The following is a 13125-nucleotide window of genomic DNA, read 5'->3' on the forward strand; positions in this document are numbered from 1 at the left end:
TGACGGGAGCCGACCGATGAGCAACGATTTCGAGTTCGACACAATTCGCGAGGCATTGCGCGTCGAACGCGAAGACACGGTCGCGCTGATCGACCAGATGGCGTCGCGACTCGACGCCGTCATCGAGGCGACGGCGGACTCGAGTTCCGACGACGAGCATGACCCGGAAGGGTCGACGCTCGCCGTCGAACGCGGCCACCTCGTGGCGCAACTCGAACGGTCCCGTGTTCGTCTCGACGAGCTCGACGCCGCCCTGATCCGGGCGGAGCGCGGCGACTACGGCATCTGTGAGATCTGTGGCGAACGGATCTCGGCCGCGCGTCTCGAGGCACTACCGGCCGCCCGTCTCTGCATCACCTGCGCGACAAGGTATCCCACCCGCCGCTGGTGACTGTGGGCTCTCACCGCCGCACTGGCCGGAACGACGCCGACCGTGCCCACCATCTGGAGATGGGCACGGTCGGCGTGATTCGGGACCCGGTCGGCGAGTCCGGGGATCAGAGGATGGTGAGCATCTCGTGATAGGTCGGGAGCGGCCACAGATCATCGGCGACCATGCTCTCGAGTTTGTCGGCGACCGTTCGGACGTCGTTCATCGCCGGGATCAGGGCCTTGAGCGCGCACTCGGCCTCGGCTTCGACGGTGTCCCCGTGGAAATCGTCGATGGCTTCCTCCAGGGTGAGCATCGCGGAGTACAGATCCTTGATGTTCTTGGTGACCGTATGCATCAGCGGGTGATCGGTCTCGACGCCCGCTGCCTTGAGACTTGCTGCGGTGGCTGCCAATTCACCCTGATAGCGGTTGGCGGCCGGCAGGATCATCGTCTTGGCGATCTCCAGGGTCTCCTTGGCCTCGACGAGCAGGGCGAGCGCGTACTGCTCGAGGACGACCTCACGGCGTGCCTCCAGTTCGCGGTTGCTCAGGATGCCGTAGTCGCTCATCACCGACTTGATCGCCGGCTCCTCGAGCTGTGCCATCGCGTCGACGGTGGTGCGGAGATTCAGCAGCCCGCGTGATGCCGCTTCCTCCTGCCATTCGTCGGAGTACCCGTTGCCGTTGAACACCACCTTGCCGTGTTCGACGATGATGTCCTCCAACAGCTTCTGCACGGCGGCGTTGAATTCGGTGCCGGCGCTGATCTCCTTCTCCAGGAAGGTCGCCACGTAGTCGAGGGACTCGGCCAGCATCGCGTTGATGGCGATCATCGGGTCGGCGATCGACTGGTTCGAGCCCGGTGCGCGGAACTCGAAACGGTTGCCCGTGAAGGCGAACGGGCTCGTGCGGTTGCGGTCGCCGGCGTCGGCCTTCAACGGGGGAAGGGCGTCGACCCCGAGTTCGAGGACACCGGACTGCTTGCTCGCCTTGGCGCCGCCCTTGGCGATCTGGTCGAACACGTCGGCGAGCTGATCGCCGAGGAAGATCGAGATGATCGCCGGCGGAGCCTCGTTCGCGCCGAGACGATGGTCGTTGGACGCCGACGCGATGGACGCGCGCAGCAGGCCGCCGAACTTGTGCACACCGCGGATGATCGCCGCGCAGAAGACGAGGAACTGCTCGTTCTCGTGCGGGGTGTCACCGGGATTGAGCAGGTTGCCCTGGTTCGAGTTGCCCAGCGAGAAGTTGACGTGCTTGCCGGAGCCGTTGACCCCCTCGAAGGGCTTCTCGTGCAGCAGGCACACCATGCCGTAGCGCTCGGCCACCTTCTTCATCGTGGTCATCATCAGCTGTTGATGATCGTGCGCCAGATTGGACTTCTCGAAGACCGGTGCGATCTCGAACTGGCCCGGCGCAACCTCGTTGTGACGCGTCTTGGCGGGGATGCCCTGCTTGAACAGCTCACGGTCGAGCTCGATCATGAACGCCAGCACACGGTCCGGGATGGCGCCGAAGTAGTGGTCGTCGAACTCTTGTCCCTTGGACGGTTTCGCTCCGAACAGAGTGCGGTTGCTCGACATCAGGTCGGGGCGGGAGAAGTAGAAGTGGCGATCGATCAGGAAGTACTCCTGCTCGGCGCCGGCGTAGGACACGACGGTGTCGACGTCTTCGTGGCCGAAGAGTTTCAGCACCCGCATCGCCTGCTTGCTCATGGCCTGCTGGCTGCGCAGGAGCGGCGTCTTCTTGTCGAGGGCCTCGCCCGTCCACGAGATGAAGATCGTCGGGATGCACAGCGTGTTCCCGTTCGGATTCTCCAGGATGTAGGCGGGACTGGTCACGTCCCAGCCGGTGTAGCCGCGGGCCTCGAACGTGCCGCGCAGGCCACCGTTGGGGAAGCTCGATGCGTCGGGCTCGCCCTGCAGCAGGGTCTTGCCCTGGAACTCGGCGAGCGACGCGCCACTCGAGTCGGGTTCCAGGAACGAGTCGTGCTTCTCGGCCGTGAACCCGGTGAGCGGATAGAAGACGTGTGCGTAGTGCGTCGCACCCTTTTCGATGGCCCAGTCCTTCATCGCCACCGCGACGTAGTCGGCCAGCGCCGGGTCCAGCGGGGCGCCGTTGTCGATGGTGGCCGAGACGGCCTTGAACACGTGCTTGGGCAGTCTGTTCTTCATCACGGTGAGTGTGAAGACGTTGCGGCCGAACGTGTCCGCCAGCGGTTCGGGGAATCCGTCCGTCTCCACCGCGTACGTTGTGACGGCTTCGATTGCTTGACGGCGAGACATGCTGCCACTCATGATCACTCCTCGGTTCGTCGCCCTGACGGCAGGGGTCACCGACAAGGTCGTTGTGCGAGCGATACGACGCTATGAGCGCGAGGTACCTCAGCCATTTCCCGGATGTGACGGTCGTGAAAACACGTGTCGCTTGTGTGAATTCTGGGCGTTCAGTCGGACTTGCGCACGGGGATGCGCGGCCGGGCCACCAGCCATCGGCTCAGCGGGGTACGAAGCAGCAGGTCCACGAGCACCAGCGAGAGCGTCAACGTCACGACGACGAGGAGAATCGACCGGAGTACCGCGGAGTTGGGGAACCAATCGAACAAGGCGCCCATGAAGCCCAGTCGCGCCAAGATGTCGAGGATCAGCGGATGAACCGCGAACACCCCGAACGCGCGCACCGTTGCGGCACTGACCACCTTCGCACCCACCGGCCTGCCGGCCGCACGGAGATCGTCCCACCCCATCGCGGCCAACCAGAGGAGAGCGAGCCCGCCGAGCAACCACGGCAGCGTGGCGGGGTTCCACGGCGTGTTCGATTGGAGCGGGACGTGTCCGGGTGACGTGGCGAGCAGATAGGCGCCGACGCTGATGGACGTCCCGACGAGCCCGGCCGCGATCACGCCGACGACGTGGTCGCGCAACCATCGCTCGACCGCCTCGTGGTGGTAGGCGGCCAGGGCGCCGATGGCGACGAACAGCGCGTACATCGGCAGTGTCTTCCAGAGGTTCTCGTACACCTGGAACCAGAACTCGCCGCCGGGCCGGGGCAGGTACTGGTAGACGACGAACATGGTGAGCTGGATCGCGGCGGCCGCACCGAGCACCGCCCAATGCCGGTTCTCGGTGCGACGCAACAGCCAGGCGATGGCGGGGAATGCCAGATAGATCTGCATCGAGATCAGCAGGAAGTAGAGCTGATACTTGCCTTCGCCGTCGATCATGTTGAGTGCCAGGTCGCCGACGAACTGCGACGGAGAGCCGAACGGGTTGCCCTGGATGACCAGATGATCGGTGACCGAGTAGATGAGGGTCCACAGCAGGTACGGCCACACCACCAGCCCGAATCGGCGCCGCCAGAACGTGCGGGGAGCCATCGGCCGGTCGCGAGTGCTGAGGACCAGCACGAACAGGGTCACCGCGACGAAGCCGTAGCGGGTGAGGTGCAACAGCGTGCCCGCGAGGTTGCTCGCGCGGACCACGTCCGGGGCCGTGTTGATGCCGTGGATGCTGTGTGCGACGACGACGCCGGTGAACAACAGGACGCGGACGAGGTCGGCGGTGTGTGCCCGGCTGCGCGTGGTCGCGGCCCGCGACGAGGCAGCGGTCTGTGCGGGTGCGCCGGGCCGAGTGGAGACAGGGGGCCGAGCGGTCGATGACGCGACCGCGGCCGGATCGTTCGTGTCCGGGTCCGCGGCGGTTCTGGCGGCGCCCTGTTGCACGTGCACCCTCCTGCCGACGTCGTGATGGCAACCGTCGCGCAGTGTACTGGCACTTCCTGGTATTCAGATCATCGAGCAACGCGGGGGTGACGACGACATCGCAGGTCAGCGCGGTTTGACAGGTGTAGGACTATGGCACGCGCCACACCGTCGTTCACCTCGAGCGGCTCGCGGCGCGCGAGTGACATCCGTCCCGCTCGAGACGGATGGGTCTCGCGGGAGCGGAAACGGACTCGCGGCGGCGAGGGTCGATCGGTGTCGTAGACTCTCGGTGTTGCGTCGCCGCGTCGGCGCCCGACGAGAGGGTGAACCCTCTCTCGCTCTCGTAGCTCAGGGGATAGAGCACGGCTCTCCTAAAGCCGGTGTCGCAGGTTCGAATCCTGCCGGGAGCACACCCTGTGGCTGACGGCAGTGCCCGACTCCGGGCGGGCCGGCTATCCGCCCCCGGGATGCTCGTCCGCCGAGATCGTCAGAGCGGCCACCACGACTCCCACCACGACCCCGATCAACGTGTCGGCGACACGGTCGACCGCCGCGTCGGCACTGAGTCCGGCGCTCAGGGCGGTGAGCAGCAACGCCATCGGCGTGACCGCGATGGACGTGACCGCGTAGTTCACCGGCGCCCAGATCTCGGCTGTGATCAGGCATGCCACGATCGCGGCCACCGATCCCCAGTAGCCGAGGCCCGACATGAGCAGCGCGGCCCCGATGAGCGCGCCGACCACACTGCCCAGCAGCCGCTGGACGCCGCGCTGGACGGTGAGGTGGTAGGAGAGCCCCTGCATGGCGGCCAGCGCTCCGAGGGCGGCCCACATCGGGTGTGCGAATCCGGCCCATGCGGCGATCACGGCACTCAGCGCGGTCGGGCCGACGATCCGCACGCTGTTGCTCAGGAGGTCGGCCCGGGGCCGCCTCAGCAGGATGACCCAGCTCGATTCGTGCTGGGCCGCAGATGCGCCGGGGCGTCCGCGCACTCGTCGCCACAGATCCGGCGCCAAGGAGGCCACGACACCGGCGACCGCGCCAAGAGAGGTGGCGGCGACCGCCACCGCGAGATCTGCCGCGTCGCGGGTGAACACGGTTGCCGCAGTGGCCGCGAAGACGAACACCACCGCTCCCGGTCCGGTCACCTGCAGCGCGCCCACGCCGAGCGCGACCAGCCCGCCGAGCAGCGAGAGCGTCGCGATCTCCACCGTCAACGGAGCATTGGTGAGACCGAGGACCGCACCGATGGCCACGGAGGTGACGATTCCGATTCCCAGGGCCGTGAGCCGCTCGGCGCGCACCCGGTACGGCGCGGTGCGGCAGAACGCGGCGACCAGCGCACCGAGGGCCGCGAGTCCGGCGACGCCGTGATGACCGAGCAGGCCGCCGAGGACGAGGGTGCTCCCGACCGCGACGCCGACGCGCACGGGCGCGGCGAGGGCCAGGCGGTCGAGGTCGGCTGCCAGCGCCGCACGCCACACCGACGGTCGGAGCGCAAGCGTCAGCGCAGTCCGACGCTGACGCGCGTGTCCGACGAGGTCTGTACTCACGGTCGGATACTTTACCACTATTTCACTAGTAAAATAACTGGATGATCGAGGGTCGCGCCTACGATGTCCCATGTGACCGGCCCAGACACGTCTGATCTCGTCGAACGCATCCAACAGGAGTGGGCGCAGGCGTACCCGGATCTCGACGTCGCGCCCATCGGAATCCTCGGTCGCATCCAGTTCATCGCCGCCCGGAGTAGTCACCGACTCGACCGTCGGCTCGAGCCGCACGGCGTCACCCGATCGGAATACGACGTGCTCGGCGCCCTCGCGCGGTCGCCCCACCCGCTGCGGGCGAGTGAAGTGGTGTCGACGACGATGCTCAGCGGCGCGTCCATCACCAAGATCACCGAGAACCTGGCGCGTCGGGGACTCCTGGTCCGCCGAAAGTCCGAGCGCGATGGTCGCGTGGTCCTCCTGGAACCGACTGACGCCGGACGGGAATTGGTCGAGACGGAACTCCCGCGGCGCCTCGCCGACGACGAGGCGGCCCTGTCCGGGCTGACTCCGGCGGAACGGGAATCGCTGGCCGAGCTGCTCCGGAAGGTGTCGGCGGCGGTGCACGTCTGAGCATCGTCGCCGGTCGGCGACGACGGCGGGCATAGTGGACGCATGGAGCTCTACGACGTCATGCGGACCACCTTCGCTGCACGCGAGTTCACCGACGACCCGCTGCCCGACGACACGCTGCGCCGCATCCTCGACAACGCGCGCTTCGCGCCGAGCGGCGGCAACCGGCAGGCGGCGCACATCGTGGTGGTGCGTGATCCGGACACCAAGCGTCGACTCGCCGCCCTGGGCGAGTCGACGGTGCGACGCTATGTGGCGCAACGAGTCGCCGGCGAGAACCCGTGGAATCCGGTGATTCCCACCGCTGTTCCCGATCAGGTCATCGAAGCAACCGCAGTGCCGGACAGTTTCGTCGAACCCATCCGAACTGCACCCGCCGTGTTGGTCGTGTCCGTCGACATGCGACGGGTCGCCGCCGTCGACCAGTACCTCGACCGCGTCGGCCTGGTCAGCGGTGCCAGTGTCTATCCCCTGGTGTGGAACATCCTGCTCGGTGCCAGGGCCGAAGGTTTCGGCGGCACCATCACATCGATGGCGGTGGCGCAGGAACCCGCGGTGCGCGAACTGGTGCATCTGCCGGCCGAACACGCTGTCGCGGCGGTGATCCCGATCGGGAAACCGGTCAAGCAGCTGACGCGACTGCGCCGTCAGCCCGTCGACGACTTCGTCACCGTGGACTCCTTCGACGGGGCGGCGTTGGGCTGACCGGACCCGGGCGCACCGACGCGACCGCTGCGAGCACCCCGACGCCGGCGAGTGTGGCGAAGCCGAACGTCAGGAAACGCGCCGACGTCACATACGGTTCGGTGCCCGCCCCGACCGTCGCGCCGACACTCACCAGGAGCCCGGCCATCGCCGACCCGACCGCGTTGGCGATCATCTGCACGGTGTTCACGCCGGCCGAGGCGCGTGCCGCTTCGGTGTCGTCGCGGGTGATCGTCATCGCGGCGGTCGCGATGTGTGGGAAGGCCATCCCGATGCCGGTCCCGGCGATGAACAGGGCGACGAACCAGCCGGCGACGCCGATCCCGCTCGACGCGAACTGGAGCGCTCCATAGCCCGCCAGGCCAACCGCCAGGATCGCCGGTCCGATGACGCGGACCATCGCGGTCGCCGGTCCGTGCACCCAGGTGGTGCTCACGAGCTGGGCGCTCGACCATCCCCACGACAGGGCTGCTCCGAGCATCCCGGCGACAAGTGGATTCATCCCCGCGATCTGTTGGCCGAACAGCGGGATGAACGCCTCCGCGGTGGAGCCGACGGCGAGAACCGCGATCGACACGTAGATCCACTTCAGCGGGTTCTGCCTCGCATATGTCAGTCGCGGGAACAGTCCGTTCGACGTGCGCCGATCGACCGCGACGAAGACGACTGCCAGCCCGGCGGCGAGGACGACGAGGGCGAGCGGGACCCGGATTCCGTCGAGCACCCCGGCCACCGACACGGCAACCGTGGCGGCCACCAGCCACGCCAGGGAAGCCGATGGCACGGAGTCGGCGCCGGGACCGTCGCGCCGCCGCGTCGGGAGGGCACGCAGCAGCCCGGTCATCAGCGCGGCGACGATGACGAGCAGCCAGAACGATCCCCGCCAGAAACCGATCTGGGCGAAGAATCCGCCCAGCACAGGCCCGATCAGGTTGCCCACACCCCACATCGCGGACGCGAACCCCACGGCCCTGACCCATAGGCGTTCGGGCAGGGCCATGCGGATGACCGCGAACGACAGCCCGGTCAGCAACCCGCCGCCCAGACCCTGCACGCCCCGTCCGGCCAGCATGACCGCCATGACCGGACTGATCGCACACACGAACGAACCGAGCGCGAAGAGTCCGAAACCGAGGAGATAGGCGCCGCGAGCACCCCATCGGGACAGTGCCCGGGTGACGAGCATGGACGAGAACACCGACGTGATCAGAAAGACCGTCATCACCCAGGCGTAGAGCCGTTGGCCCCCGATCTCGGCGACGGCGCTCGGCAGCGAGGCCGCCGTCAGATATGTGTTGATCGCGAAGACAGCGATTCCGCCGGCGAACACGGTGACCGCCGCGCGATGGCCGCGGTCGAACAACTCACGCCACGTGCCTGATGTGGCAGAGTCGGAAGCGCCGGAATCCGGATGCGGTGAAGGATCCTGTTCCGGCATGCTCCGACGAGTAGCGCTCCACGCCGGCGTGGTCAAGTGACCCGACGGGCGCCACGGGTCATACACATGCTCGGTCAGACACACTGGGAGGAAACAACTGTGGCGACGATTCGCCATCGGTCCGCGGTCGCCGTATCGCGAGATCGCGTCTTCGCGTACGTGAACGACTATCGGAACGTTCCGAAGTTCTTCTTCGGGGTCAGCCGGTTCGAGCCGGTGACCGACGCCACCGATGGTGTCGGGTCGCGATTCACGACGACGCTGAAGGTCGGTCCCAAAACTCTCTCCTCGACGGTGGAGACCGTGGAATGGGTGGAGAACGAGGTCATCCGACTCGAATCGGTGGAGGGTTTCTCGGCCAACACGACGTGGCGCTTCACCGACAAGGACGGCGGCACCGAGGTAGACGTCGACTTCGACTACACCCTGCCCGGCGGAATCGCCGGGCGCGCGCTCGGCGGCATCATCGAACCCTTCGCCGGCCAGGCCGTTCGGCAGACGGACAAGAATCTCACCGAACAGGTCTCCCGGCTCGCCTGAGCGCTATTCGACAGTTTGCGGCGGAATCCGTCGTGAAATTGATTTCCGGCACGGCTCCCGGATTCTGCGGAGGTCGCGACGTACATTCGTGACCAGGCGATTCTCCTGTACAAAAATGGCTTTCCGCGCGTTGCGCCTTTGCCGACCGTTCATCGGTGTATGTTCAATTGTCGATTGAGTCATATCGGTACATTGGGCGGTTTGCGCCGCCTCGGACGACAGGTGCGGCCACAACTGCGATGACGACAGGTCGAGGTGCCATGACGACGACTACACGCAGACGGGCACGGAACAGGGTCGCCGGGCTCGTTCTCGGCATCCTGGCATTGGCCGGTTCTGCCTTCCTCGCGACGCCGACGGCAGTTGCCGATCCGCAGAGCGACGCCCAGTCCGCGATCGCCGAACTCTCCGACCAGATCGACAGCGGGGACGTGGACGGTGGCCGCGCAGGCAGCGGCCTCGGCGACGAGGAGGGCTCGCTCGAAGCGGTCGGCGACGGCTACCAACAGGAGTTCGCCAACGGGACAGTGTTCTGGTCACCCGACAACGGTGCTCGGGTGCTCTACGGCGCCATCCTGAGCAAGTACGACGACGAGGGCGGTCCGACCGGCAGCCTCGGCTTCCCGGCCTCGAATGAGGCACCGGCCGACGACGGCTCGTCGGCTCGCGTCGCCGAGTTCGCAGCTGCCGACCGACCGCAGATCTACTGGACTCCCGACGACGGGGCGTGGGTGGTGCGCGGGCCGTTCACCGTCGCCACCGACGAACTGGGCAGCGAACTGGGCGCTCCGACGGCCGACATGACGAGGTCCGGCGACGTCATGTCACAGGAGTTCGCGAACGGGACCATCACCTACGACACCGCTTCCGGCGAATGGACCAGCTCACCGGACGACGGCTGGGCCGACCAACTGGCCGGGTCGCCCATTCCCGGAACCGCAGATCCGTCCGACGTCGGGGCGTCGAGCGCCGACACCAATGCCACTGACGACGCCACCGAGGGAAGCGGCTGGTGGTGGCTCCTGATCCCGTTCCTCATCATTCTCGTGGGACTGATGCTCATCTGGCTGTTCCGGAAGTTCGGACAGCCGGTCGGCGCCCGCGACCAACACACCGATGACGCACCGGACACCGCAGACCGCGCGGACGCCGCAGCAGGGCCGGATGGCACGACTGCCGGACTGGTGGGTGCGGCGGCAGCCGGAACCGTCGCCGGCGGCGCGGCCATCGCGGCAGACCGTCCAGACGCGGAAGACGCCGACGCGACACCCGGAGACGAAGTGCCGGGCGGCGAATCGGAGTCGGCCGATGCAGAGTCCGGGGCCCCGGTAGGCGACACCGCTTCGACGGACGAGCCCGTCCTGGACGAACCCGCCGACGACGCGACGCCCGACGACGGGGCGACTGTCCTCTCGGACGCCGAGGTCGCCGACGCCGGGACCGAATCCGACGTGCCGGCCGCCGCCGTCGGATCGACCACAGCCGCGGCGCCTCTCACCGACGAGACGATGCCGCTGTCGCTCGAGGAGTTGATGGCCGAGGACATCTCCGAAGTGATGTCGCCGCCCGACGACGCCGAGTTGGGTCTGGGTGACACGTCGCACCACGCGTCCGGTGACGGCGTCGGGTCCTACTACCGCAATGGTGAGAAGCTGCCGGTCCCGCTGGGTGCGCACCTACCGCTCGACGGTGACGACCCGGCGCCGGAGGGTTATCCGGTGAAGGCGGATGTCGCCGCGGGCGTCTACCACACACCCGACCAGGCCTCCTACGGCGACGTCGTGCCGGAGATCTGGTTCGCCAGCGAATCGGCCGCCGAATCGGCCCATTTCCGCAGAGCCGACGCCGACTGACCGAACGGACTCGTCGACGCGCTACGGTGTTCGACGTGGCTTCATCACAATCTGCACCGTCGAAATCCCAGGTCGTCCTGGTCACCGGGGCCTCGAGCGGAATCGGCGCCGAGGTCGCCCGACAGTTCGTCCAACGCGGGCACACCGTGTACGGCACCACGCGTCACCCGGAGAACGTCGCCGATCCGATCCGCGGGGTCAACTATGTGCGGCTCGACAACGCCGACTACGACAGCGCCGCTCAGTGCGTGGCGAAGATCGGTGTGATCGACATCGTGATCAACAACGCGGGGGAGAGCCAGGCGGGCGCCCTCGAGGACACGTCGATGGAAGCGATCGAGAAGCTGTTCGCGGTCAACGTATTCGGGCCGATCGCACTCACGAAAGCGGTGCTGCCGGGTATGCGGGAACGCGGTACCGGCACCGTCGTCATGGTGGGGTCGATGCTGTCGAGCTTCCCGGTCGCATTCCGATCGAACTATGCGGCAACGAAATCGGCCCTCAAGGCATTCGCGCTCGCCACGCGCCGGGAGGTGGCGCCGTACGGAATCCGGATGATCTCGGTCGAACCCGGAACGATCGCGACCGGGATCGGCGACCGGCGCAGCATCCACATCGGCGACGGTTCCCCGTATGCCGACGAATACGAGACGCTGGCGTCGGCCACCCGCACCAACGAGGACGCCGGCATCGGGGCCGCCACCATGGCCCGCGTCATCGTCGACGCCGCCCTCGCCGAACATCCGAAGCCGTTCTACGCCAAAGGCAATCAGGCCGGCATCGTCTTCGCTCTGCGGCGGCTGTTGCCCCGTCAACTGATCCTGGACATGACCGCACGCAAGCACGGTCTGCCCCGGGTCAGGGTCTAGCCGCCGTGCGGATCACGCTGCGTGTCATCGGGATCGGCCCCGGCAATCCGCGACAACTCACGCTCGAGGCCGTCGATGCGCTCGCCGACGTCGACGTGTTCCTCGTCCTCGACAAGGGAAGTGCCAAGAGGTCTCTGGTCGCCGCGCGCCATGAGATCCTGGCCCGCCACGCCCCGGCCGACCACCGCGTCATCGAGATCGCCGACCCGCCCCGCGACCGCCATCCCGACGACTACGACGCCGAGGTGCGGCGCTGGCATGCCGCGCGCGCCGCGGTCATCGCCGAAGCGCTGGCCGGTGAACTCGCCGACGGCGGTGTGGCCGCGTTCCTCGTCTGGGGTGACCCGGCGCTCTACGACAGCACTCTGCGGATCGTCGACGACCTGTGTGCGCAACCGCATCTCGACATCGACGTGCAGGTCATCCCCGGCGTGACCAGCGCCAGCGCGCTGACCGCCGCCCATCGCATCACCGCCAACCGCGTGGGCGAACCCATCCACATCACCACCGGACGGCGACTGGCGGAGACGCCCGACGGCGCGGACACCAATCAGATCGTCATGCTCGACGGCGACCTGACCTTCCGAGACATCGCCGACCGCGACGACCACATCTGGTGGGGCGCCTACGTCGGAACCGACGACGAGATCCTCATCAGCGGCCGCGTGGCCGACGTCGCCGACCGGATCGTCGCCGCCCGCGCCGAGGCCCGGTCGCGGGTGGGATGGATCATGGACATCTACCTGCTGCGCAAGAATTGAGTGCCGGTCACCAGATCTCATCGATCGCGGCCAGGACGTCGTCGCGGATCTCCTCGCGGCAGATGACGAAATCGGGCATGTACGGCTGCGGTCGGTTGTAGACGATGGTCGATCCGTCGAGTCGGCTGCAATGCAGGTCGGCAGCCAGCGCGACGCCGACGGGTGCGCAGTTGTCCCACTCGTACTGACCGCCGGCGTGAACGTAGGCGTCGACGTCGCCGCGCACCACTGCCATCGCCTTGGCGCCCGCCGAGCCGATACCGATCATGTTGAGCGACAGACGGCGTGACACCCACGCGCTCTCGTACGACCCGCCGTAGCGTGATGCCGCCATCCGGCCGGTGAGCGGTCCGCCCGGAGGTTTGACGGTGTCGGATCGGAACACCTCACCGACCGCCGGCAGGGAGACGGCGGCCTCGGTGACCACGCCGTTCTCGGTCAGCGCCACGTGGACGGCCCAGTCGGCGGAACCGGCGGCGAACTCGCGTGTGCCGTCGAGCGGATCGATGATCCAGACCCGGTCGGCGGTCGCACGGTCGCCGATGTCGGCGCCCTCCTCGGACAGCACGGCGTCGTGTGGGCGGTGACGGACGATGACATTGGCGATCCAGGCCTGCGCGATCGCGTCGCCGACGTCGCCGAGGTGGCGACCCGCCAGCAGGTCGCCGTGGCGAACACCGAGCAGGATCTGGCCTGCGCCCTCGGCGAGCCGCGCTGCCAGGTCGGCGTCGGAAAGGCGCGAGATCATCCCCCTACTAGAG

The 13125-nt window shown here is 67.5% G+C and carries 12 protein-coding genes and 1 tRNA gene; 8 read left to right on the forward strand and 5 right to left on the reverse strand.

From position 1 onward, the window contains the following. Positions 1–16: 16 nt before the first annotated feature. On the forward strand, positions 17–391 hold the full coding sequence (locus V1Y59_RS13995) for a TraR/DksA family transcriptional regulator (RefSeq protein WP_330505577.1): 375 nt from the start codon (positions 17–19) through the stop codon (positions 389–391). 106 nt (positions 392–497) lie between these two features. On the opposite strand, the gene V1Y59_RS14000 is transcribed toward V1Y59_RS13995, so the two are convergent. Further along, positions 498–2669, reverse strand: coding sequence for a glutamine synthetase III family protein (locus tag V1Y59_RS14000; RefSeq protein WP_330505578.1), 2172 nt, complete (start codon positions 2667–2669; stop codon positions 498–500). 149 nt (positions 2670–2818) lie between these two features. Then, positions 2819–4099 carry an acyltransferase gene (locus V1Y59_RS14005; protein WP_431309172.1) on the reverse strand — a complete coding sequence of 427 codons (1281 nt, stop codon included), beginning with the start codon at positions 4097–4099 and terminating at the stop codon, positions 2819–2821. Between the two features lie 313 nt (positions 4100–4412). Between V1Y59_RS14005 and V1Y59_RS14010 the strand changes: the two genes are divergently transcribed. Then, positions 4413–4485: transfer RNA gene (locus V1Y59_RS14010), tRNA-Arg, on the forward strand. Positions 4486–4527: 42 nt separating this feature from the next. Here the strand turns inward: V1Y59_RS14010 and V1Y59_RS14015 are convergent. Next, positions 4528–5628 carry an FUSC family protein gene (locus V1Y59_RS14015; RefSeq protein WP_330505580.1) on the reverse strand — a complete coding sequence of 367 codons (1101 nt, stop codon included), beginning with the start codon at positions 5626–5628 and terminating at the stop codon, positions 4528–4530. Between the two features lie 72 nt (positions 5629–5700). On the opposite strand from V1Y59_RS14015, the gene V1Y59_RS14020 reads away from it, so the two are divergent. Together V1Y59_RS14020 and V1Y59_RS14025 are read left to right on the forward strand one after the other, a co-directional pair. Next, positions 5701–6198 carry a MarR family winged helix-turn-helix transcriptional regulator gene (locus V1Y59_RS14020; RefSeq protein WP_431309173.1) on the forward strand — a complete coding sequence of 166 codons (498 nt, stop codon included), beginning with the start codon at positions 5701–5703 and terminating at the stop codon, positions 6196–6198. Between the two features lie 42 nt (positions 6199–6240). After that, a complete protein-coding gene (locus V1Y59_RS14025) occupies positions 6241–6903 on the forward strand; it encodes a nitroreductase family protein (protein WP_330505582.1) in 663 nt (220 codons plus the stop codon). Here V1Y59_RS14025 and V1Y59_RS14030 read toward each other — a convergent pair. Next, complete coding sequence (locus V1Y59_RS14030; protein ID WP_330505583.1) at positions 6866–8341, reverse strand: MFS transporter; 1476 nt, start codon at positions 8339–8341, stop codon at positions 6866–6868. The two genes, V1Y59_RS14025 and V1Y59_RS14030, sit on opposite strands and share 38 nt — an antisense overlap. Before the next feature lie 99 nt (positions 8342–8440). Between V1Y59_RS14030 and V1Y59_RS14035 the strand changes: the two genes are divergently transcribed. From V1Y59_RS14035 to cobF, 4 genes are all read left to right on the forward strand, one after another. Next, positions 8441–8881, forward strand: a complete 441-nt coding sequence (locus V1Y59_RS14035) for an SRPBCC family protein (RefSeq protein ID WP_330505584.1) — start codon at positions 8441–8443, stop codon at positions 8879–8881. Between the two features lie 260 nt (positions 8882–9141). Then, positions 9142–10734: an LGFP repeat-containing protein gene (locus V1Y59_RS14040; protein ID WP_330505585.1), complete on the forward strand. Its 1593-nt coding sequence runs from the start codon at positions 9142–9144 to the stop codon at positions 10732–10734. 35 nt (positions 10735–10769) lie between these two features. After that, complete coding sequence (locus V1Y59_RS14045) at positions 10770–11603, forward strand: SDR family oxidoreductase (protein ID WP_330430858.1); 834 nt, start codon at positions 10770–10772, stop codon at positions 11601–11603. Between the two features lie 5 nt (positions 11604–11608). After that, the gene (gene cobF, locus V1Y59_RS14050; RefSeq protein WP_330505586.1) at positions 11609–12364 is read left to right on the forward strand and encodes a precorrin-6A synthase (deacetylating); all 756 of its coding nucleotides are present in this window, start codon (positions 11609–11611) and stop codon (positions 12362–12364) included. Positions 12365–12371: 7 nt separating this feature from the next. On the opposite strand, the gene V1Y59_RS14055 is transcribed toward cobF, so the two are convergent. Next, positions 12372–13112 (reverse strand): 3'(2'),5'-bisphosphate nucleotidase CysQ, encoded by a 741-nt coding sequence (locus V1Y59_RS14055; RefSeq protein WP_330505587.1) that lies wholly within the window; start codon positions 13110–13112, stop codon positions 12372–12374. Between the last annotated feature and the right edge of the window lie 13 nt (positions 13113–13125).

The organism is Gordonia prachuapensis (assembly GCF_036350515.1).
GTDB lineage: Bacteria > Actinomycetota > Actinomycetes > Mycobacteriales > Mycobacteriaceae > Gordonia > Gordonia prachuapensis.

What these genes read in the sequence shown, in the direction of transcription:
- V1Y59_RS13995 (WP_330505577.1), top strand. Translation starts at nt 17, where the DNA reads ATGAGCAACGATTTCGAGTTCGACACAATTCGCGAGGCATTGCGCGTC.
- V1Y59_RS14000 (WP_330505578.1), bottom strand. Translation starts at nt 2,669, where the DNA reads ATGAGTGGCAGCATGTCTCGCCGTCAAGCAATCGAAGCCGTCACAACG.
- V1Y59_RS14025 (WP_330505582.1), top strand. Translation starts at nt 6,241, where the DNA reads ATGGAGCTCTACGACGTCATGCGGACCACCTTCGCTGCACGCGAGTTC.
- V1Y59_RS14030 (WP_330505583.1), bottom strand. Translation starts at nt 8,341, where the DNA reads ATGCCGGAACAGGATCCTTCACCGCATCCGGATTCCGGCGCTTCCGAC.
- V1Y59_RS14040 (WP_330505585.1), top strand. Translation starts at nt 9,142, where the DNA reads ATGACGACGACTACACGCAGACGGGCACGGAACAGGGTCGCCGGGCTC.
- V1Y59_RS14055 (WP_330505587.1), bottom strand. Translation starts at nt 13,112, where the DNA reads ATGATCTCGCGCCTTTCCGACGCCGACCTGGCAGCGCGGCTCGCCGAG.